18 protein-coding genes and 1 pseudogene are annotated in these 20,402 nt (G+C 71.4%); 12 read left to right on the top strand and 7 right to left on the bottom strand.

All coding sequences use genetic code 11. From position 1 onward, the window contains the following. Positions 1-69 precede the first annotated feature (69 nt). Entirely contained in the window at positions 70-939 is an 870-nt protein-coding gene (locus ACFY3J_RS23690; protein ID WP_390841695.1) for an alpha/beta fold hydrolase, read from the top strand. 6 nt (positions 940-945) lie between these two features. On the opposite strand, the gene ACFY3J_RS23685 is transcribed toward ACFY3J_RS23690, so the two are convergent. After that, positions 946-1,905 (bottom strand): GlxA family transcriptional regulator, encoded by a 960-nt coding sequence (locus ACFY3J_RS23685; RefSeq protein WP_384178317.1) that lies wholly within the window; start codon positions 1,903-1,905, stop codon positions 946-948. 115 nt (positions 1,906-2,020) lie between these two features. On the opposite strand from ACFY3J_RS23685, the gene ACFY3J_RS23680 reads away from it, so the two are divergent. From ACFY3J_RS23680 to ACFY3J_RS23670, 3 genes are all read left to right on the top strand, one after another. Beyond that, positions 2,021-2,659 (top strand): HD domain-containing protein, encoded by a 639-nt coding sequence (locus ACFY3J_RS23680; RefSeq protein WP_390841694.1) that lies wholly within the window; start codon positions 2,021-2,023, stop codon positions 2,657-2,659. Between the two features lie 164 nt (positions 2,660-2,823). Further along, complete coding sequence (locus tag ACFY3J_RS23675) at positions 2,824-3,294, top strand: cation:proton antiporter regulatory subunit (RefSeq protein ID WP_384178323.1); 471 nt, start codon at positions 2,824-2,826, stop codon at positions 3,292-3,294. A 4-nt stretch (positions 3,295-3,298) separates the two neighbouring features. Next, positions 3,299-4,576 carry a cation:proton antiporter gene (locus ACFY3J_RS23670; RefSeq protein WP_390841693.1) on the top strand — a complete coding sequence of 426 codons (1,278 nt, stop codon included), beginning with the start codon at positions 3,299-3,301 and terminating at the stop codon, positions 4,574-4,576. A 206-nt stretch (positions 4,577-4,782) separates the two neighbouring features. On the opposite strand, the gene ACFY3J_RS23665 is transcribed toward ACFY3J_RS23670, so the two are convergent. The 3 genes from ACFY3J_RS23665 to ACFY3J_RS23655 all read right to left on the bottom strand — a co-directional run bounded on the left by ACFY3J_RS23665 (position 4,783) and on the right by ACFY3J_RS23655 (position 6,723). Further along, positions 4,783-5,073 carry a DUF3040 domain-containing protein gene (locus tag ACFY3J_RS23665; protein ID WP_384178329.1) on the bottom strand — a complete coding sequence of 97 codons (291 nt, stop codon included), beginning with the start codon at positions 5,071-5,073 and terminating at the stop codon, positions 4,783-4,785. 407 nt (positions 5,074-5,480) lie between these two features. Next, positions 5,481-5,864, bottom strand: coding sequence for a DUF1801 domain-containing protein (locus ACFY3J_RS23660; protein WP_384178332.1), 384 nt, complete (start codon positions 5,862-5,864; stop codon positions 5,481-5,483). Between the two features lie 88 nt (positions 5,865-5,952). Beyond that, complete coding sequence (locus ACFY3J_RS23655) at positions 5,953-6,723, bottom strand: esterase/lipase family protein (protein ID WP_384178335.1); 771 nt, start codon at positions 6,721-6,723, stop codon at positions 5,953-5,955. Between the two features lie 474 nt (positions 6,724-7,197). On the opposite strand from ACFY3J_RS23655, the gene ACFY3J_RS23650 reads away from it, so the two are divergent. Both ACFY3J_RS23650 and ACFY3J_RS23645 read left to right on the top strand, forming a co-directional pair. After that, positions 7,198-9,309, top strand: a complete 2,112-nt coding sequence (locus ACFY3J_RS23650; RefSeq protein ID WP_384178338.1) for a kelch repeat-containing protein — start codon at positions 7,198-7,200, stop codon at positions 9,307-9,309. A 166-nt stretch (positions 9,310-9,475) separates the two neighbouring features. Then, entirely contained in the window at positions 9,476-10,441 is a 966-nt protein-coding gene (locus ACFY3J_RS23645) for a nitronate monooxygenase (protein ID WP_384178341.1), read from the top strand. Between the two features lie 185 nt (positions 10,442-10,626). Here the strand turns inward: ACFY3J_RS23645 and ACFY3J_RS23640 are convergent, their stop codons facing one another. Then, positions 10,627-10,956 (bottom strand): hypothetical protein, encoded by a 330-nt coding sequence (locus ACFY3J_RS23640; protein ID WP_384178344.1) that lies wholly within the window; start codon positions 10,954-10,956, stop codon positions 10,627-10,629. A gap of 851 nt (positions 10,957-11,807) precedes the next feature. Here ACFY3J_RS23640 and ACFY3J_RS23635 point away from each other — a divergent pair. From ACFY3J_RS23635 to ACFY3J_RS23610, 6 genes and pseudogenes are all read left to right on the top strand, one after another. Then, complete coding sequence (locus ACFY3J_RS23635) at positions 11,808-12,509, top strand: cupin domain-containing protein (RefSeq protein ID WP_384178347.1); 702 nt, start codon at positions 11,808-11,810, stop codon at positions 12,507-12,509. Continuing rightward, positions 12,506-13,567 (top strand): hypothetical protein, encoded by a 1,062-nt coding sequence (locus ACFY3J_RS23630; protein WP_384178349.1) that lies wholly within the window; start codon positions 12,506-12,508, stop codon positions 13,565-13,567. The genes ACFY3J_RS23635 and ACFY3J_RS23630 overlap by 4 nt, the downstream gene beginning before the upstream one ends. Continuing rightward, on the top strand, positions 13,564-14,400 hold the full coding sequence (locus tag ACFY3J_RS23625; RefSeq protein ID WP_384178352.1) for a hypothetical protein: 837 nt from the start codon (positions 13,564-13,566) through the stop codon (positions 14,398-14,400). Before ACFY3J_RS23630 ends, ACFY3J_RS23625 begins: the two co-directional genes overlap by 4 nt. Positions 14,401-14,485: 85 nt before the next feature. After that, entirely contained in the window at positions 14,486-14,992 is a 507-nt protein-coding gene (locus ACFY3J_RS23620) for a hypothetical protein (protein ID WP_384178355.1), read from the top strand. A gap of 76 nt (positions 14,993-15,068) precedes the next feature. After that, entirely contained in the window at positions 15,069-16,856 is a 1,788-nt protein-coding gene (locus ACFY3J_RS23615; RefSeq protein WP_390841692.1) for an asparagine synthetase B family protein, read from the top strand. Beyond that, positions 16,808-18,268: pseudogene (locus tag ACFY3J_RS23610) on the top strand (aldehyde dehydrogenase family protein). Before ACFY3J_RS23615 ends, ACFY3J_RS23610 begins: the two are co-directional and overlap by 49 nt. 289 nt (positions 18,269-18,557) lie before the next feature. Here ACFY3J_RS23610 and ACFY3J_RS23605 read toward each other — a convergent pair. Both ACFY3J_RS23605 and tnpA read right to left on the bottom strand, forming a co-directional pair. Then, positions 18,558-19,802: an IS110 family transposase gene (locus ACFY3J_RS23605; protein ID WP_390841691.1), complete on the bottom strand. Its 1,245-nt coding sequence runs from the start codon at positions 19,800-19,802 to the stop codon at positions 18,558-18,560. 306 nt (positions 19,803-20,108) lie between these two features. Continuing rightward, the coding region (gene tnpA / locus ACFY3J_RS23600; protein ID WP_390841690.1) for an IS200/IS605 family transposase at positions 20,109-20,402 on the bottom strand (294 nt) is incomplete at its 5' end.

Below are 20,402 nucleotides of genomic sequence, written 5' to 3'. Positions count from 1 at the left end.
TTGACTGGTTAGGCGGAAGGTGTTCGACTGGACGCATCACCACTGAAGTTCGAGAGACGGGTGAGAGGCATGGTCCACGCAGTCCACCACCGCACGGCCACCGTCAACGGTCTCGACGTCTTCTACCGGAAAGCCGGCGATCCCCAGGCGCCCGTGGTCGTGCTCCTGCACGGCTTTCCGACCAGCTCGCACATGTTCCGCCACCTGCTCCCGGCGCTCGCGGACCGGTACCGCGTGATCGCCCCCGACCACATCGGGTTCGGCCAGTCGGCGATGCCCTCCCTGCAGGACTTCCCGTACACCTTCGACGCCCTCACCGAGATCACCTCAGGGCTGCTCCAGCAACTGGGCGTCGACCGGTTCGCGATGTACGTGCAGGACTACGGCGCCCCCATCGGATGGCGTCTCGCCCTCCAGTCCCCGGACCGCGTCACCGCGATCATCACCCAGAACGGCAACGCCTACGAGGAAGGCTTCGTCAAGCCCTTCTGGGACGGCGTCTTCGCCTACGCCAAGGCACCCGGGCCGGCCACCGAAGCCTCCATGCGAGGCGCCCTGACCCCGGATGTCACACGCTGGCAGTACGTCAACGGGGTCGCCGACCCCAGCCTGGTCAGCCCCGACAACTGGGTTCACGACCAGGCCCTGCTGGACCGGCCGGGCAACGACGAGATCCAACTCCGACTCTTCCGTGACTACCCCTCCAACGTGGACCTTTACCCCGAGGTCCAGCGGTACTTCCGCGACTCCCGGGTCCCGCTGCTGGCGGTCTGGGGAGCCAATGACGAGATCTTCGGCCCCGACGGCGCCACGGCGTTCAGCCAGGACCTGCCCGATGCCGAGATCCATCTGATCGAGTCCGGGCACTTCGCTCTGGAAAGCCACCTCGACGCCATCACCGGGCACATCCGCGAGTTCCTCGCCCGCGTCCTCGCCTGACGCGGACTACCGCTGTTCGCGGGTGGTGGCGAAGCGTCTCCGGTAGTGGGTCGGCGTGGTGCCCAGATGGCGGGCGAAGGCGCGGCGGAGGGTCTCGTCCGTGCCGAGCCCGCTGTGGTGCGCGGCCGACGTCACGCTGTGACCTTCGAGCAGCAACTGCTGGGCGCGGTCGAGGCGGACCCGTTCGACCCAGCGTGCGGGCGTGGTGCCCAGTTCGGCGCGGAAGAGCCGGGCCAGATGCCGAGGGCTGACGGCGACGGATGCGGCCATGGCGGGCAGGCTGTGGTCGGCGGCCGGATCGGCGAGCACGGACGCGATCAGCGGGCGGAGAAGGTCACCGCGGGGAGGCGGGGTCGTGATGGCCGTGGAGAACTGCGACTGCCCGCCCGGACGTTGCATGAAGACGACCAGTTCACGCGCGACGTTCCTCGCCACGTCGGCGCCGTGGTCGTCCTCCACCAGGGCGAGCGTCAGATCGATGCCCGCGCTGATGCCCGCCGAGGTGACGTACCGCCCGTCGCGGATGTGCATGGCGTCCGGTTCGACGCGCACACGAGGGTAACGGCGGGCGAGCGTGGCCGCGTGCCGCCAGTGCGTCGTCGCGCGGCGGCCGTCGAGCAGGCCCAGTTCGGCCAGGACGAAGGCGCCGGTGCACACCGAGGCGACCCGCGGCGCCCGCGCGGTGAGGGCGCCCGCCGCGGCCAGCAACTCCTCATCGATCGGCTGCTGCGCCAGCCGGTCGCCTCCGGCGACCACGACCGTGTCGACCGGGCCCGCGTCGGTCGCCCGGACCGTACCGGTCAGTGCCGGCCCGGCGGCGGTGGTGACCGTCCCACCCCGTGGGGAGACCAGGACCAGCTCATAGCCGGGAGCGAGCCGACCGGCCTGATGGAGAACCTCCGACGGACCGCTGACATCGAGCATGGTCACCCCCTCGAAGACGACGAAGCCAACCCGATGCGTCATGTCCGAATCCGTGGTTCTCCTGGCAGCAAAGACATGGCCCAGCCTACGTCGTCCGGTGAACCCTGGAGGTGGATCACCGATCCGGGCAAGGCCCGGCGAGAAAGGCGGACGAACGATGAACGAAGTGATCGCAGGAGTGCGGATCCCTGACACCACCCTGGTACGGGAGGCGACCGAACTGGTCCGCGACGTCGCCCCACCGCTGCTCTTCCACCACTCCCGGCGGGTCTTCCTGTGGGGATCGCTGCGCGGCCGGGAGCAGGGGCTCGACTTCGACCCCGAACTGCTGTACGTGGGCGCGATGTTCCACGACCTCGGGCTCACGAAGCGTATGCGTCGCACCGACCGGCGCTTCGAGATCGACGGTGCCGACGAGGCCCGCCGCTTTCTGCACGCCCACGGCATCACCGGCGAGCCGGCCGACCGTGTCTGGACGAGCATCGCCCTGCACACCACCCCGGAGATCCCGCTCCACATGGCACCCGAGATCGCCCTGGTGACCCGCGGCGTGGAACTGGACGTCCTGGGCATCGGCTATCACACGGTCTCCGACGAGGAGCGCGCCGCGGTCGTCTCCGCGCACCCGCGCCCGGATTTCAAGAACCGGATCCTCGCCGCGTTCACCGAAGGGATCGAGGAACGCCCCGATACGACCTTCGGGAACGTCAAGGCCGACGTCCTGGCCCACTACGTTCCAGGCTTCCGGCGCACCGACTTCGTCGAGGTCATCAAGAACTCCGACTGGCCCGAATGACCAGCTCCACCCCCGCTGGAATGCCTCTTCGACGCTCCGGATTGAGACGGAGCTGACATCGTCCGCAATTCCCTGCGCGCGACACGGCTCGATAGGGTGCCGTTAAAGGTTGCCTAAAGAAACCGCCAAGTCGGACAGGGAGAACAACTGTGGGCGCTGCGCGCATGAGTGGTACGCCGTTGCCGGGAATCGGGGTCCGCTACGACCTCAGCACGCGAGAACAGCGCCGTCTGTCCGTGGTCGCGCACCGGGACGGATCGCGGACCCTGAGCGCGTACCGCGAGGACGATCCCGACGCCTGCGCGCTGTCCGTGCGTCTGACCGCCGGGGAGGCGGCGGCCGTCATCGACGCGCTCATGCCGGCGCATCACAGCCCCAACCTGCTCTCGACGACCGAGTTGGGGCTGGTGGCGGAGCGCGTCGAACTGTCGGCGACCTCGTACTGGAACGGGCGGCTGCTGGGTGAGACCCGGATGCGTACCGAGACCGGTGTGTCGATCGTGGCGGTGCTGCGGCGGGCCGAGGCGATCCCGTCCCCCGGGCCGGACCTCCGGCTCGCGGGCGGGGACACCCTGATAGTGATCGGCACGCGCGAGGGCGCCGATGCCGCCGCGGCGATTCTCGGGCGGGAGTGATCGCGTGCATTCGTCTGCGGTCTTCCTGATCGAGTTCGGCGCGATCATCCTGGGCCTGGGGTTGCTGGGGCGGTTCGCCGGGCGCTTCCAGTTCTCGCCCATCCCCTTGTATCTGCTGGCCGGGCTCGCCTTCGGCCAGGGCGGACTGCTCCCGCTGGACACCAGTGAGGAGTTCGTCGCCATCGGCGCCGAGATCGGCGTCATCCTGCTGCTGCTCATGCTGGGGCTGGAGTACACCGCCAGTGACCTGGTCTCCAACCTCAAGACCCAGTACCCGGCCGGGCTCGTCGACGCCACGCTCAACGCCCTGCCCGGCGCCGCCATGGCGCTGCTGCTGGGCTGGGGGCCGGTGGCGGCGGTCGTCCTGGCGGGGGTGACCTGGATCTCCTCGTCCGGTGTGATCGCCAAGGTCCTGGGCGATCTGGGACGGCTGGGCAACCGGGAGACCCCGGTGATCCTCAGCATCCTGGTCCTCGAGGACCTGTCCATGGCCGTGTACCTGCCGATCATCACCGCCCTGCTGGCCGGCGCGGGCCTGGCCGCGGGCAGCGTCACGCTGGCCATCGCCCTCGGGGTCGCCGCTCTGGTGCTGCTGGTGGCGGTGCGGTTCGGCCGGCACATATCGCGCTTCGTCTCCAACGACGACCCCGAGAAGCTGCTGCTGGTCGTGCTGGGCCTGACCCTGCTGGTCGCGGGGCTCGCGCAGCAGTTGCAGGTGTCGGCCGCCGTGGGCGCGTTCCTGGTCGGCATCGCCCTGTCCGGCGAGGTGGCGGAGGGCGCGCACAATCTCCTGGCCCCGCTGCGTGACCTGTTCGCCGCGGTGTTCTTCGTGTTCTTCGGACTGCACACCGACCCCCAGAGCATTCCGCCGGTGCTGCTGCCGGCGCTGGCCCTGGCCGTCGTCACCGCGCTGACCAAGATCGCCACCGGCTACTGGGCCGCCAAGCGGGCCGGCATCTCCGTCAAGGGACGCTGGCGCGCGGGCGGCACGCTGGTCGCCCGGGGCGAGTTCTCCATCGTCATCGCCGGGCTCGCCGTCACCGCCGGGATCGAACCCGACCTGGGCCCGCTGGCCACGGCGTACGTGCTGATCCTCGTCATCCTGGGCCCGCTCTCCGCCCGCTACACCGAACCGGTGGCCCGGCGCCTGACGGGCCTGTTCGGCAAGACCGCACCGGCCGGCGGCGTACCGGCCGAGGACTGGGCACCGGAATCCGGGCCGCAGGAAACGGCGACCGGCCACGAGACGGTGACCGATCAGGGCACTGTCGGCCGGTCGTGATCAAAAGGGTCTGCCGATCAGGACACGCACGGCCGGTCGTGATCGGGACGGTCGGCGGATCAGGGCATGGTCGGCCGGTCATGAGTGACACAGCCGGCGGATCATGAGTGAGGACGGCCAGGTGGCACTGACGGAGCACGGCACGGTCCCGCTCCTCGCCGCCCCGGCCGTCCACCGTGGTGCGGCCGTCCGGCGGGCCGTCGCAGTCAGGACCGGGGCGGGGGAATCCGCGGTCTGCGCGCGGTGCGCCGGGGGTCGCACAGTTCCGCGGCCATTCCGGCCAGGACCATGCCGGTGACGATCAGCAGCCCGTGGTCCAGGGTGATACCGGTGCCCAGCGCCACCAGGGCGAGGGCGAACAGCGGCCAGGCCCGGGTGCGCCGGTATTCGCGTGGCGGGCAGGGGCGTCCGGCCCGGAGGGCGCGAGCGAACCGGGGATCGTCCCGGTACACGCGAGCCGCGATCTCGCTGAGCAGCTTGTCATCGGTTCCGGGCATGACGCGCTCCTCTCGGCACGCGGCGGCGGGCAGGCTCGACAGCCGGCGGTCCGGTCCGTGCGGGCGGAAACCCGCGCGCGACCTGGTCGCCGTGGCACTGCCGCCATCGGTGCCGGGCTCCTCTCGTGACTCGACGGACTCGCGGCTTCTCTCCCCCTGTCAGGGGCGCCGCGGCCCGCACCCGTGCCCGGGCAGGTGGCAACGTCAGGCCACACGCCGGTACGACCGTCGAAAGGGGGTTTGACTCCACCCTCACCCGCGGCCGAGGGCTGTCGCCATCGGGTCCAACACCCATTTACGGGCGGCTCGGACCCCCAGAGACGACACCGAATGGGTGCCGGACCCGATGGACCCGGCCCGGAGACCGCCTGCATCACGCCCGGAGGCCGCCCGCATCAGGCCCTGCATCACGCCCTGACCCACCGCCGGACCAGCGAAATGAACGCCGCCTCCTGCGCCTTGACCTCGGCGAGGTCCTTGAAGGTCACCAGAGCCCGGTCGCCGGAACGCCACCGCATCAGGCCGCTGTCGTCGTCGAACGTGAACGAGGCGGCGTCGTCCTTCACCTTCGCGCCCCGGTGGAAGACGAGTTGGACGTCCCTGGACCTCAACTGGAAAGTCACCCGGTCGACACCGCCGTAGCAGAAGCTCGGAGCCTTCCACTTCACCTGCTCGGTGATCAGCGGATCGGCCCGCAGGATCGCGGCGCGCAGGTACTCGACCGCTTCCCTCTGCGGATGATCGACCGTCTCCATCAGCTGGTCGACCTCACCACTGCGGCCAGTCGTCATCCGGCTTACCTCCCTGGCGGTTGACCGCGGGACACCCCCACGCGTCACCAGAGTGGCATGCGGCGGTCGTTCGCAGGGTCGCCGCGGCTCAAGCCGCGGCCAGGGGCTCGGCGACGCGCGCATCGCGGAGCACGCGGCAGACCTCACCGACGACCCTGCCGTGCAGCGGCAGCGAGACATGGCCGACGGCCCGCACGGGGACGTTGCGTATCCGCAGGTCGGGGTGGACCAGCCGGGCGTTGGCGGCGGGAACGATCAGCTCGTCGAGGTCGCTGTGGAACGCCACGAAGCGGGTCTCACAGCCGGGAGCGGGCCCGGCGAGCTCCGTGAGCACGTCGCTGCCCGGCCGGAGCTGCCGGATCGCCCGCAGCGGCAGCGGTACCGCCGCGGCCAGCGTGCCGTGGTGCGGGGCGCCCAGGGTGACCAGAGTGTGCACGCGGGCGTCGCCGCCCAGGCGCTGCGCGTAGTAGCGGGCGACCACGCCGCCGAGACTGTGGCCGATCACGTGGACACGCTCGTGCCCGCTGTCCTCGCAGATCCGCTCCACCTGCTCCGCCAGCAACCGCGCGGCGCTGCGGACGTCGTTGCTCAGCCAGTTGTAGTTCAGTACGGCGACCCGGTGAAAACCCGCCTGCCGCAGGCCGCGTCTCATGACGTGGAAGATCGCCCGGTTGCTGAACAGACCGTGGACCAGCAGGACCGGACTGTCGGCGGGGACGGCCGGAAGGGCCACAGCGGCGTCCGACGGCGCCGTCCGCCGGGATCCGGGCCCGCGGCGTTCCCCGCCCTCGCCGAAACCGGACGGGTACAGGGCCAGTGCCGCGACGATCGCGGCCACCTCCACGGCGGCGCCGAACACGGCTCCGGGCAGCGAGCGGACCGGGAGCAGGCTCCCGCGGGAACCCGGTGGCCCGGCCGGGCCAGGAGGGGTCGCCCCCGCGCTGCGACAACCGGAAAGTTCCCGTCCGGAAAGAATCATGGCTCGACTCCTCACGCCGCCAGGGGTGCGCGCTGCCGGGAACCACGCGGTGGAGCACGCCCCGCCGCACGGAGGAGGCTCCGGTCCGAGCCCGCGCCCGAGGGCTGCCGCCGAACGGAAACCGGCTGGTGACGCCCGTCCGCTCCAACGGATTGCGGGGACGTTAAGCCGAAGTTTCCGCTGTCGGCAATGCTTTGGTGGCCCACCTCACACGCGGTTCACGGGCGGCGACCGGACGATTCCGGCGAGACATCAACTTGGCAGGATCATGTCATGTCGTACATCCGTCAATGACCGGTCGGCGGCACCGCCCTGAAGCGGGACACCACCACCGGCCGCGGCTGGTCCGAGTCGGTGTGGCACAACAGCTACGGGGGCCCGGGCTCGGGCTGTTCGCTGTACGAGCCCAAGCCGGCCTTCCAGACGGACACCGGCTGCTCCATGCGGACCGTCGCCGACGTCTCCGCGGTCGCCGACCCCGTCACCGGCGTCTCGGTGTACCAGACCTACGGCGGCTCCGGCTGGGCCGTGTACGGCGGCACCAGCGCCTCCGCGGTGTTCGTCGGCAAGCGTGCCTACGAGCCCGTCGCGGGCGCTCTGGTCGCCGGCAGCGTGACCGACGCCAACACCGGCGAGGGCGTCGTCGGCGCCACCGTCGTCAACGCCGACGCCGCGCAGGACAAGGCCACCACGGCCGCCACCCCGGACGACCCGGCGCTCGGCGGCGGCTTCTACTGGATGTTCACCACCAAGACCGGCAGCCACACCTTCACCGCCTCCAAGTCGCGCTACACCGACGCGGCCAGGACGGTGGACGTGGCACCGGACAGCACCAACCGGGCCGACTTCGGGCTGAAGGCCGGCAAACTGGTGATCAACCCCGGCTCGGTCGACAAGACAGTCGACTGGGGCAAGGCGGCCGCCCAGAACCTGACGGTGAAGAACACCGGGGGCGCGCCCGCGACCCTCACCCTGGGCGAGCAGCCCGGCGGCTTCACGATGAAGTCCACCGGCGGTGCGCCGCTCAACCTGGTGAAGGGCGACTACTCCCCGCTCTCCGCGGCCAAGGCCGACGGCAGAGGCAAGAAGGAGTCCGCCGCCGCGGCCAACGCGGCCGGAGACGCCTGGCAGCCGGTGGCCAACCTGCCCACCACGCTCCAGGACAACGCGGTGGCCGCCGACGGCGGAAAGGTCTACTCGGCCTTCGGCTACACCGGCAGCGCGGACACCAACGCGCTGTACGCCTACGACCCCGACAGCGGCTCCTGGTCGAAGCTGGCCTCCGCCACCGACACCCGTGAGTCCCCGGCCCGCGGCTTCATCGGAGGCAAGCTGTACGCGGTCGGCGGCTGGGGCGCCGGCGGCAACCCCGACGCCAAGCTGGAGGTCTACGACCCGGCGTCCAACACCTGGTCCACCAAGGCGTCCTCGCCCAAGCCGTACGCGGGCTCGGGCAGCGCGGTGCTCGGCGGCAAGCTGTACGTCGTCGGCGGCTGCACCGGCAGCGCCTGCGGCACCAAGGACGTCACGGTCTACGACCCGTCGTCCGACAGCTGGTCGCAGATCGCCTCCTACCCGGAGCCGATCTCCTGGGAGTCCTGCGGCGGCATCGCCGGCAAGCTCTACTGCGCCGGCGGCACCACCGACGCCGGTTCGGTGAAGCACGCCTACAGCTACGACCCGTCGTCCGACAGCTGGTCGGCCGTGGCCGACCTGCCCATCGACCTGTGGGGCTCGGCGTACTCCGCGGCCAACGGCCTGCTGCTGGTCTCGTCCGGTGTCACCGGCAACAGCACCGCGATCACCAACCAGGGCTTCGCCTTCGACCCGGGCACAGGCGCCTGGACCGCCCTGCCCAACGCCAACAGCTCCGTCTACCGCGGTGGTGGCGCCACCGGCTTCTACAAGGTCGGCGGCAACCCCGGCGGCAGCCTGACGCCGCCGGTGGCCACCGTGGAGGTGCTGCCCGGTTACGACCAGGGCGGCGGCTCCTCGGACGTCAGCTGGCTGTCCGTGTCCGAGCGGAAGGTGACGCTCCAGCCGGGGGCGAGCACCACGATCACGGTCGGCCTGGACGCCGGGGTCGACGAGGTCACCCAGCCCGGCGACTACACGGCGGCTCTGACCGTCCAGACCGACACCCCGTACGCCGGGGTTCCGGTCGACGTGAAGATGCGCGTCAGCCCGCCGAAGGACTGGGGCAAGTACGCCGGTACCGTGCTGGGCGCCGACGGCCAGGGCGGCACCGCGCCGCTGGCCGGGGCGACCGTCCAGATCAACGCCTCGACGGTGAGCCACACCCTGCGGACAGGTAAGGACGGAACCTACGCCCTGTGGTTCGACAGCCGCCTCAACCCGGTCACCGTGATCGTGTCCAAGGACGGCTACCAGCCGGTGACCACCACTGTGAAGCTCAAGAAGGGAGGGACGACGACGGGCGACTTCACGCTGAAGAAGTCCTCGTGACCTCATCCCCGTGACACAGCCGCGGGCCGGCCCTTCGGGGCCGGCCCGTGCCGCACCCGGACCGCCCCGCGCGCCCGGGGCTCGATCTGTGCGCCTCGCTGTGCGTAGTGCGAACGAGTCCGTCGATCGCCCTGCGACCGGCACCGCGTGGGTGAGGATTGCGGCCATGGGATTGTCGACGGCGTTCACGGAACTGTTCGGTGTGGAGCATCCGATCGCCCTGGCGCCGATGGGCGGTTCGGCCGGTGGCGCCCTGGCGGCGGCGGTCTCGCGCGGCGGCGGGCTCGGACTGCTGGGCAGCGGGAACGGGGACCGGGGGTGGCTGGCCCGCGAACTGCCCGTCCTGGCCGGCGAGTGCGCCGGGAAACCCTGGGGTATCGGCTTCCAGACGTGGGCGATCGACGACGGCGCGATCGCGCGGGCGCTGGAGCAAGAGCCGGCAGCGGTCATGCTGTCGTTCGGCGACCCCGGTCCGTTCGCGGAGCGCGTCCGTGGCGCGGGTACGGCGCTGATCCTTCAGGTCACCGACCTGGAGGAGGCCCGCAGGGCGGTGGATCTGGGCGCGGACGTGATCGTGGCGCAGGGCACCGAGGCCGGCGGGCACGGCGCCCGGCACGGGCGGTCCACGCTGCCGTTCGTGCCCGTCGTGGCGGACCTGGCGGCGCCGGTGCCGGTGCTTGCGGCCGGCGGGATCGCCGACGGCCGAGGCGTGGCGGCCGCCCTGGCGCTGGGGGCGGCGGGAGCACTGCTCGGCACCCGCTTCCAGGCCACGACCGAGGCCCTGGTCGCCCCGGCGACCGCCCGGGCGATCGTCGAGGGCCGCGGGGAGGACACCGAGCGCAACAGGGTGCTGGACATCGCCCGTGCTTCGCGCTGGCCGGCGAAGTACACCGCGCGCACCCTCGGCCACCCTTTCCTCGACGCATGGCGGGGCCGGGAGGACGAACTCGCGGCTGACCCGCATGCGCGGCAGGCGTACGAGGACGCCGTCGCGCGACGCGAGATCCCGGCCTTGCCCCAGTGGGCCGGCGAGGGCGTCGACCTCATCGACGACCTGCCGTCCGCGGCCGGTCTGGTCGGCACCCTGGCCGCCCAGGCGGAGGAAGCGCTGGCCCGAGCCGTCAGGCGCTGACCGCGCGATCACCGGGGAGCGGCGATCACGGCCGTTCGGCAGGTCGTGCGCCGGCGGTTGACGGCCGAAGGGCCGAAGACCGCACGTGCGGTCTTCGGCCCTTCGGCGCAGCTGTCATACCGGCTGTGACGGCGGTGGCGGAGAGTGGCAGGCGCCCTCCGCGTCACAGCACGACTTCCGAGGCGTCAGCGGCGGCCGGGGAAGTGGTGACGGTCGCCGTACCAGCCGTGGTGACGGTCGTTGTACCAGCCGTGGTGCCGGTCCCAGTGCCGGCGGTTGTTGTACCAGCCGTGGTGCCAGCCCCGGTAGCGGTAACGGTCGTCGAAGTGACCGCGGCGCCCGTCGTAGTCGTGGCCGATCCCGACGCCCTCCACGGGGCGGCTGTGCGAGAAGCTCCTTCCGTTGTCGCGGTCGTGGCCTCCGTGGGCCAGGGCCGGCAGGGCGGCCGCGCCGACGAGGGCGCCCGAAGCCACACAGGTGGCGAGTAGGCGGAGCGCCGTACGAGAAACAGACATGAATCCCCTCACGGTCGTGCACCCCCACCCTGGTCGGGCGGGGCGTGCGATCCGATTCCCGGCTCTGTGCCGAGGCGCCACACTGTGGCCCTCTCCGACGACAGCAGATGACCAAAAGGATTCGTGTTACGAAACGCGGATATATCCGTAACTCTCCCTTGTACGGACCATCGATCCGGGGAGAGCGCGGGTCGTCGGCCCGGTTCCTGCTCCGAACCAGCCCGCGATCAGGAGGAAAACAGCTGACGATTCGTGGCGCTGCCGGCGGTCTCGCCGCCTCGACTCCCGCGAATGGCCGAATGGCTTTCGTAACAGCGGGGGCGCGTCCTATCGGGGGACCCGTTTCGGGCGGCGGCGATCCTGTGAGTCGGTGGCGAGGTGCCGGTCGGCGAGGTGCGGTCCCGGCTCACGGACGCCCGGCGCCGGAAGCCGGCCCACATCGCCGGGTTCGGGAAGTCGTGGAGGCGAGCCGATGACGACGGCGACCATGCGTGCGGCGCGCTTCTCCCGTGCCCGGCCGCCGACTCGGCGTGGAGGACGAGAAGCGCCGATCCGCGTCGAGACGCCGAGGTGGGCGCCGGGTGGCGTACTGGCAGCCGGGCCGACGGGTGCTCGGGGTACGCCATGACGCGCTGGCTGATTCTTCGGCAGCTGACGGCGCGTCGGGCGGATAGGGCGGCCACAGGCGGCTGAGTTCACTCGTCGTTCAGCCCGGTGCCGGCCGTTGGTTGCGTCCGGACCCTCGTCGCGTTCCGGACCGCGACTTACCATCCGAGTGCGGACGTGAGCGGCATATGGGGGAGGCGCGCTTGTTCGGCAGCTCGCGTGAAGAGGTGTCAGGCAGAGGAAACTTGAGCGGGTTGGGGAAACTGCCGCGCGGCGTGCGGCTGTACCGGCTGCGGCCCGACGGGTCCGTCGTCCTCGCCGATCGTGACGGCGCCCGGGCGCTGGGGCCCGAGCGGGACCTCCTTCGGTTCATCGACGACGGGCAGTTCGCCCACTACCTCGTCGGGGACGCGGCCACCTCCCCCGAACGCCCCTCCAACGCCACCGTCAAAATCGGCATCGTCGGCCCGCGCAGCGCCTTCACCCCGCATGCGCACGGCGGGGAGCACTTCGTCCTCAGCCTCGGATACGCGGCCTGCGGCCTGTACGACAGCGAGCGCGGCCGAGTCACCGAAGTCCTGCTGACCCCAGGTGAGTTGATCCGCATTCCGGAGATGGTGCCGCACTCCTTCGCCAACCGCGACACCGACCCGCTGACCATCCTGGCCGCCAACACCGGCTACGGCATCGACCACGAGGACTACGCGATCACCGCCGCCGAGGCGGAGCGCAGGGCGGCCGGCCCGCCGCACGGCGCCCCCACCGCCGCCACATACACCGGAACGCACACGGGCACCCTCGCCCCCGTCGACTACCTCGAACTCGCCGCCGCGCTACGAGACATCGAACAGGTCCAGCGGGTGCGGGTGCCGGGTGCCACCACCGTCAGGGAGCGACTGGCCGCCCGGCTGCGTCGGCTCGCACAGGGACTGGAGGGCCGTCGGTGATCTGTCCGCACTGCGAGGAGTCCCTGCTGCGCAAGGAACGTCCCGGCAACGTCTGCGGCAAGTGCGGGAGCAGGTACGCCCTGGACCCCAAGACCAACCCGCTCCAACTGAACGACCTCCGGGTCCGCAGGACCGCCCTCGCTCTTGGTCACGACAGCCAAGTACCCTGCACACCAGGACAGTTGTGGTACGCCCTGTCCCGCAAGTCGCTGCGGGAGACTCAGGTCGAGATGGGGTGCGGCGTTTCCCTGATGATTGCCGGTGTCATCGCGGTGTTCGTCGGGCTGGGCTCGAAAGGCGTGGTCGTCGCCACCCTCGGGGGTGTGTTGCTGCTCGCGGCGGTGGGCTTCGTGGTCGCGGAGGTGATGGGCGTGGGCCGGGGCCGCCCCCGAGTCGCCCGGGAGGCCTTCCGCACCGGCCCACTGGAGGCGTGGAAGAGCGTCTACGGCTCCCTGCCGCCCGGGGTGATCGACGACAGCCGGTATCCGACCCCGGGTCCCCACCCGGCGAACGGCGGGGTGGACCCGGAACCGGCCCCGGGCACCCCGTCCGACGGGCTCGTCCTGGTCTGCCCCGACCGCTCCATCGCCGTCTTCCTCGACGCGGCGGGCCTGACCACTCGACACGGGGTCACCCTGGTGGCCGATCCGGCCGCACTGCCCGCCGCACCCGGCCGGGGACCCGTACTGGTGCTCCACGACGCCGACGCCCACGGCCTGCTGCTCGCCCACCGCGTCCGCGCCGCGCAGCCCGCGCGCCCGGTTGTCGACATCGGTCTGCCCCTCGGCGCGGTGCAGGGTCTCGCGCGCGCGGTACCCGTGCGGGGCGAACAGCCGGGGGCGAGCGTCATGAAACTGCTCGCACAGAGCGGGGAGTTCAGCTCCGGGCAACTGAAGTGGCTGAGCCGCGGTTGGGGGTTCCCGCTGGTCGGAGTACCGCCGGTCAAACTGCTGACCGTGGTCTCCCGGGCCGTCGAAAAGGCCGGCGCGGCAGCCGATCCGCAGCGGCGGCGGGCAGCCTCCCTCGGATTTCTGACCTGGCCCGAGGAGAGCGCATGAGCCGGCGGAGCCCGGTCGGCCGGCTGCTGCTGGAGCGGGCGATCACCACCGCCGCGCAGCGCGCCGCCGCCCCGGGGAACATCCGCTTCACGGAGCGGCAGTTGTACTACGAGACCTGCCGTGTCCTGCGCCCGGCGCCCGCGCCGGTGCGGCGCATCCCGCACAGTCCGGCCCCGCCGTTGCGGCTGTCGCGATTCACCGAGGTGCTGCGCGGCAGGGAACCGGCCGGACTGCTCCCCGCTCCCGCCGCCGCCCCGACGATCGGCGGACCGTCGCGGGAGCCCGACCTGTACGGGTACGGGCTGCCACGGCTGTTGATCTGCCAGGACCGTTCCGTCGCCCGGATGCTGCTGGCCAACCACGTGCACCTGGAAGCGGCCTGCCCCGTCCTGAGCGCCGAGGACGATCTCCCGTTTGACTCCCGGCTGGTGGAAGCCCTGGAGCGGACCGAGGGTGCCACCGTGCACGTCCTGCACGACGCGAGCCCCGCCGGGATCGCCCTGCCCGCGCGGGTACGCGAAGAGCTGGGACCGGTGCCCGTCCGGGTCGCCTCGCTGGGGCTGGTGCCCCGGCACGCCCAGGCGTTGCGCCTGGTGTCCGGACGCAGGCCCGGCCCGGTACCACCGCTCGGACCGATGCCGAGTGGGCTCAGACCCTCGGAGGTCGACTGGCTCGCCGAGGGCCGGTTCGCCGAAGTGGCCGCGGTACCGCCCGCCCGGCTGCTGCGCGCCGCACTGCGCCTCACCCGCGGGCCCCGGTCGGCCCACCGCTCGGTCTGGAGCGATCTGCGCGATCTGCGCACCGCCGGATTCATGACCTGGCCCGACCCATGACCCCACCCGGCCCCCGACCTTCGACCTTCGACTTCGCCCCCGAGGACCGCATGCCCGAGCAACGCAGACCCAAGGACCGAAGAGCATGATCCGCCCACGCGAAATCGGCTACACGGACGAGCTGCTCGCCGACGGCAGCGTCCACCGCACCTATGAGGACGGCCGGCAGGAATGGCGCCGGCGCGGCCCGGCCGGCCAGGTCCACTGGCGCGACGACCGGGCGGGCACGGGCACCGACGAACAACTGGGCACCGGCATCGTCAAGCGCACTCTGGCCGACGGCACGGTGACCTACGGGCGGGACATCGGCTACGGCCGCACCCTCTGGGGGCGCGGCGAAACCCTCATGATCAACCGGACGTCGTTCGGCGGCCGGATGGGAGGGATCCTCGTCGGCCTCGGCATAGCGGGACTGGCCGTCACCGCCTCCCAACTGCCGCCGCTCAGCCTCACACCGGAAGAGGAGGAGGAACTGCGCAGGCAGGCGCAGAGCTCGTCCTCCGGCGGGGGCGACGGCAGCGGCGACGGGGACGACTGGAGCGGCGCGGACTGGGACGACCACGGCGACTGGAGCGACGACGACTTCGGCTGACCGCGCCGCCCCTCCGGCCGGCGGAAGGACGCGTGCGCGGATATCCGGGCACGCGGCAACAGGAAAGGACCCTCCGATGGCGCGCTTCTGCGTCTGTCTCGCGTCGGGAACCGGGCACACCGACGCACGGCCCGACGCGGCCGATCTGCACCTCGCGGCCATGGGCACCCCGCCGGTCGCGCCGGGGCTGGCCCTCGTGCGGGACGAACCTGGGCACGCCCAGGGGCCGTTCGACGCACACGGGATGCGTGCCGTCGGCGAGGTCACCCTGCACAACCGCGCCGAACTCCTCGCCGCCCTCACCGCCGACGGTTCCCCCGCCCCGCCCGGCACCAGCGACGGCGAACTGCTGCTGCGCTGCTGGGCCCGGCTCGGCGAACGGGGCGTCGCGCTCGCCGAGGGCATGTTCGCGCTCGCCGTCCTCGACGGCGGCGACCTCGTGCTGATCCGCGACCACGTCGGCGCCCGCACCCTCTTCTACGCCCGTGCCGCCGGCGCCTGGGCGGCCTCCACCTCCCTGCGCGCCCTGCGCCGCTGGCCCGCCCTGGGCACCCGGATGAACCTGTCCGCCGTACGCTCCTTCCTCACCTTCGCCTATCTGCCCGGCGACGAGACGCTGCTGGAGGGCGTGCGCGAGGTGCTTCCCGGCCGGGTGCTGCGGCTGACGGCCGACGGGACCGCGACCGAGACGGTCCACTGGGAGCCCCGGGAGCGGATCGGTGAACCGCTCGGCCCGGATGGGCGGTCCGGCGGATCCGGCGACCACGTCCTCACCCTGCGCGCCCTCCTCGAGGAGGCCACCGCACGGCGGCTGCCCGAGGCCGAGGCCGTCGGCGTACTGCTGTCCGGCGGCATCGACAGCTCGCTCGTCACGGCGCTCGCCGCGAAGCTGCACAGCCACCCCGTCCACACCTACTCCATCAGCTTCGGCGACGAACTCCCCAACGAACTCGGCTACTCGGGCCTCGTCGCCGCCCACTGCCACACCCGGCACCGGGTGCTGACGGTCTCCGGCACGGCGGTCGCCGCACGGCTCGCCGACACGGCCGCCCTGCTCGACAGCCCGGTCGGCGACCCGTTGACCGTGCCGAACCTCATGCTCGCCGAGGCGGTCGCGAACGACGGGCTGAGCGTCGTCCTCAACGGGGAGGGCGGAGACCCGGTGTTCGGCGGGCCGAAGAACCTCCCGATGCTGGTCCAGGAGATGCACGCCGGGGCTCCGGGAGCGGCCGAGTCGCCCTGGTACGAGGACCGGGCCACCGCCTATCTGCGTTCCTACCGCAAGTGCTGGACCGACCTCCCGGACCTGCTGACCGCCGACGCCCTGGCCGCGCTCGAGGCCGCGCCCGCCCCGCAACGCTTCGTCGAGCCCTACCTGACGGGCCCGGACCGGATGACGCACCTCCTCAACCAACTGCTCCACTGCAACCTGCGGACCAAGGGCGCCCATCACATCCTCACCAAGGTCGAACGGCTGACCGCCTCCCAGGGGCTCCAGGGCCGCGCCCCGCTCTTCGACCGCAGGGTGGTGGACCACGCCTTCGCCACCCCGCCCGCGCTCAAACTCCGCGGTACGGCCGAGAAGTGGGTGCTGAAGGAAGCCGTACGCGATCTGCTGCCCGCCACCGTCGTGGACCGGCCCAAGAGCGGGATGAGGGTCCCGGTCCAGCAGTGGCTGAGCGGGCCGCTGCGTGAACTGGGCGGAGATCTGCTGCTGGGCGGGGCCGCCCGACGACGAGGACTGTTCCGGCCGGACACCGTACGGACCTGGCTGCGCGGTGAAGGCGCGCTGCTGCCCCGTCAGGGCGGCAAGTTGTGGCTGGTCCTCACCCTGGAGCTGTGGCTGCGGGCGTACGACCTGTGAACCGGACCCCCGAACCCGTCCCTCACTTGTGCACGGGAAACCATGGAGGCGACCACACGGTGAAGACCACTCTCGTCGACCCCCGCACCGGTCGTGTCCGGGGCACCGCCCCCGTCGCGCGCGAGAGCGAGGTGCGGTCCGCGGTCGAAGCGGCCCGCGCGGCCCTGCCCGGCTGGCGCGGCCTCACCCCCAGGGAACGGGCGCGCCGGCTGGAGCGGCTCGCCACGCTGGTCGAGGAGAACGCCGGCGCCCATGTCGCGCGGGAAGCCGCCGGGACCGGAAAGCCGGACAGCGAGACGGCGGGCGAGGTGGAGCAGGTCGCGGACCTCTTCCGGTTCTACGCCTCCGCCGTCCGCGCCCAGTCGGCACCGGCCGCCGGACGGCTGGTCGACGGCCACGAGAGCTGGGTGCGCTGGGAGCCCCTCGGGGTCGTGGGTGTCGTCGTGCCCTGGAACTATCCGCTGATGATGGCGGCCTGGCGGTGCGCTCCGGCCCTGGCCGCCGGCAACACGGTGGTGGCCAAACCCGCCGAGACCACTCCCGACACCCTGGAACTCCTGGCCGAGCAGGCCGCCGAAGCGCTCGGCCCCGCCGTCCTCACCGCCGTCCCGGGCGACCGTGCGACCGGTCGGCTGCTGGTCGAGGCCGATGTCGACATGGTCGCGTTCACCGGCAGTGCGGCAGCCGGGGCCGATGTGGCCGCGCGTGCCGCGGGGCGCCGGGTCAGCCTCGAACTCGGCGGCAACGCCCCCGCGCTCGTCCTGCCCGACGCGCCCGACGACACCTGTGCACAACTGGCCCGCGCCTGCGTCTACAACGCCGGGCAGAGCTGCGCGGCCCCCGCCCGGGTCATCACCCAGCGCGAGAACTACGAGCAGGTGGTGGAGCAACTGGTCGTCGCGGCACGGGAATGCCTCGCGGGACGGGACTTCGGTCCGCTCAACAACGCCGATCAGGCGGCCCGTTACGACGGCATCCTCACGGCCAGCGCCGCCCGGCGGAACCTCGCCGCCGACATCGCCCCTCGGCCCGGCGAGGAAAACGGCTTCTGGCGGCCGACCCGGATCCTGGCCGACCTGCCCGACGACGACCCCGCGGTCGTGGAGGAGGTCTTCGGCCCGCTGCTCACCGTGTAGCACGCCGAAGACCTGGACGCGGCCGTCGCGCTGGCCGACGGAGTCCCGCAGGCACTGGCGGCGAGCGTGTGGACCCGTGATCTGACCACGGGGCTGGAACTCGTCGGCCGGCTCAACGCGGGGGAGGCCTGGCTCAACTGCCATCTGGTGCAGACCGCGGAACTCCCGCACGGAGGCCGGGGCGCCTCGGGCCACGGCACGGACCTGAGCACCCTGGCCCTGCACGAGTACCAGCGTCCCAAGACCGTCACCGCACGCCTGCTCCGCGGCACCTGACGGCGGCCGCGCGCGCCGCGGGACTCCCGAGAACCCTCCCGGCCGGTCCTGTGTGCCGTCAGACGCCGTGCGGACTCGCGGTGGTGGCCGAGGGGGCGGGGGGAGGGGGACTGGGTGTGCTTGCTGGCGTACTTACCGGGACTCTTGTAGAAAGCCCCGGCGTTCACGCCGGGGATGAACGCATCTCAAGGCTGCTCTGACGCGTAAATGGCAGCAGGTCAGGGTGGGTGCGGGCAGGGTTGGGTGCCCGGTGGCCGTGCTGGTCGCCGGGTGTCCTGGGGCTGGTCGTTCAGGCCGTGCCTTCCAGAGGGTTGAGGGTGACGGTGTAGCCGAGCTGGTTGAGCGCGTTGATCGCTCGGCGGGTGGCGCGTTCGGGGTCGCGCTGGGTGAAGTAGGTGCCACCGAGCTCGTGGTAGGGAACGTTGTCGGTGAGCATGTGCCAGATCGCGGTGATGATCGAGTGCTCGACGGCGACCAGGGCCTTGAGCGGGCCGCGGCGGGCCGTGAGTCGCTTGTAACGGGCCTGGAGGTAGGTGTCCTTGGTTCTTGCGGCGCCAAAGGCGGCCAGACCGAGGGCACCTTTGAGGTACGGGTTGCCGGGACGGACCTTGGCGTTCTTGGTGCGGCCGGCGGACTCGTGGTGGCCGGGGCAAACCCCGGCCCAGGAGGCGAGGTGCTTGGCGGAGGCGAACCGGTTCATGTCGCCGCCGGTCTCGGCGATGATCACCTCGGCGACGGCGCGGTTGATTCCGGGAATGGTGTCCAGGAGGTCGAGCGCGGGACGAAAGGGGGCCATCGCCTCCTCGATCCGTGCATCCAGCTGCCTGATCGCCTCGGTGAGCTGGTCGTAGTGGTCCAGGTGCAGCCGGGTCAGGAACGCGTGGTGGGCGCGGAAGCGGCCGGTCAGCGCCTCGGTCAGTTCGGGGATCTTGTTGCGGAGCCTGCGCTTGGCCAGGTCCGCAAGGACCTGTGGGTCGCGTTCGCCGCTGATGAGGGCCTCCAGCATGGCGCGGCCGGAGACGCCCATGATGTCGGAGGCGACCGCGGCGAGTTTGGTGCCGGTGTCCTCCAGCAGTTTCTCCAGCCGCTGGACGATCTGGCCGCGCTCGCGGGTCATCTGGGTGCGGGCCCGGGTTAGATCCCGCAGTTCGCGCACCGGCTGGGGCGGCACGAAAGAGGGGCGGACCAGGCCGTGGGCGCCGAGCTGGGCCAGCCAGGCCGCGTCCGAGACGTCGGTCTTGCGGCCGGGCAGGTTCTTGACCTGCCGTGCGTTGACCAGGATCACGTTCAAGTCCTCGGCCAGCAGGTAGTAGAAGGGCTTCCAGTAGTCCGAAGTCGCTTCGATCACGACGAGGGTGACCTCGGCGGCGAGCAGGTGATCCCGCAGTGCGAGCACCGCGTTCGTGGTCGATCCCCAGGTGGTGGTCTCGGTGGCGAACGACCCGCGCCGTTTGGTACTCGGGGTGCGGACGCACGACTTGGCGTCCTTCTTGCTGATGTCCACACCGGCGCAGCGTTCGTGCAGCACGTCCAAGTCCCGATCCCTCCCTCAACGGACGAGTAGTACGCCGTTCCGGGAGGGCCAGGATGAATCAGGAATTCTGACGCACGTGCTCACAGCAACACTCCACGGTTCCCGTGGACGGCCCCCAGCACCACGCTGACGTGCGAGCTCACCGGCATCACAGAGCAATCGGTTTCGGCCGGAACGAACCCCACCACGATCCCGAACCATCACCGGCCCACGGCAGGGGCAGACAGAAGCATCCCCAGCGCGCGCCACGGGATTTACCACGCCCCCGGCGCGCACCGAAGGTGCGCTGGATCGCTGATGTGCACTTTAGAGTGGACGTTGTTGCTGCTCGATGTACTGGCGGACGATCGCCAACGGTGCTCCGCCGCATGATGCGGAGAAATACGAGGGCGACCACAGATGCCCGTGCATGATGGCGCGGTTGACCTGTCCGGTGAACTCCTGCCGTATCCGGCGAGCGGAGACGCCCTTGAGGCTGTTGACCAGTTTCGAGACGGTGACCTTGGGCGGGTAGTGCACCAACAGGTGGACGTGATCACGTTCGCCGTTGAACTCCTTCAGCTCCGCTTCGAAGTCCTCGCACACCTTGCGCATGATCTC

Origin of the sequence: Streptomyces sp. NPDC001231 (genome assembly GCF_042896885.1) — a bacterium.
Taxonomy (GTDB): domain Bacteria; phylum Actinomycetota; class Actinomycetes; order Streptomycetales; family Streptomycetaceae; genus Streptomyces.
The sequence above is the reverse complement of the archived record's forward strand: the minus strand, read 5'-3'. Positions and strand labels throughout refer to the sequence as shown.

Excerpts from the sequence above, each read along its gene's own strand:
- ACFY3J_RS23690 (WP_390841695.1), top strand. The coding sequence starts at position 70 with ATGGTCCACGCAGTCCACCACCGCACGGCCACCGTCAACGGTCTCGAC.
- ACFY3J_RS23685 (WP_384178317.1), bottom strand. The coding sequence starts at position 1,905 with ATGACGCATCGGGTTGGCTTCGTCGTCTTCGAGGGGGTGACCATGCTC.
- ACFY3J_RS23680 (WP_390841694.1), top strand. The coding sequence starts at position 2,021 with ATGAACGAAGTGATCGCAGGAGTGCGGATCCCTGACACCACCCTGGTA.
- ACFY3J_RS23675 (WP_384178323.1), top strand. The coding sequence starts at position 2,824 with ATGAGTGGTACGCCGTTGCCGGGAATCGGGGTCCGCTACGACCTCAGC.
- ACFY3J_RS23665 (WP_384178329.1), bottom strand. The coding sequence starts at position 5,073 with ATGCCCGGAACCGATGACAAGCTGCTCAGCGAGATCGCGGCTCGCGTG.
- ACFY3J_RS23660 (WP_384178332.1), bottom strand. The coding sequence starts at position 5,864 with ATGACGACTGGCCGCAGTGGTGAGGTCGACCAGCTGATGGAGACGGTC.
- ACFY3J_RS23645 (WP_384178341.1), top strand. The coding sequence starts at position 9,476 with ATGGGATTGTCGACGGCGTTCACGGAACTGTTCGGTGTGGAGCATCCG.
- ACFY3J_RS23640 (WP_384178344.1), bottom strand. The coding sequence starts at position 10,956 with ATGTCTGTTTCTCGTACGGCGCTCCGCCTACTCGCCACCTGTGTGGCT.
- ACFY3J_RS23625 (WP_384178352.1), top strand. The coding sequence starts at position 13,564 with ATGAGCCGGCGGAGCCCGGTCGGCCGGCTGCTGCTGGAGCGGGCGATC.
- ACFY3J_RS23620 (WP_384178355.1), top strand. The coding sequence starts at position 14,486 with ATGATCCGCCCACGCGAAATCGGCTACACGGACGAGCTGCTCGCCGAC.
- ACFY3J_RS23615 (WP_390841692.1), top strand. The coding sequence starts at position 15,069 with ATGGCGCGCTTCTGCGTCTGTCTCGCGTCGGGAACCGGGCACACCGAC.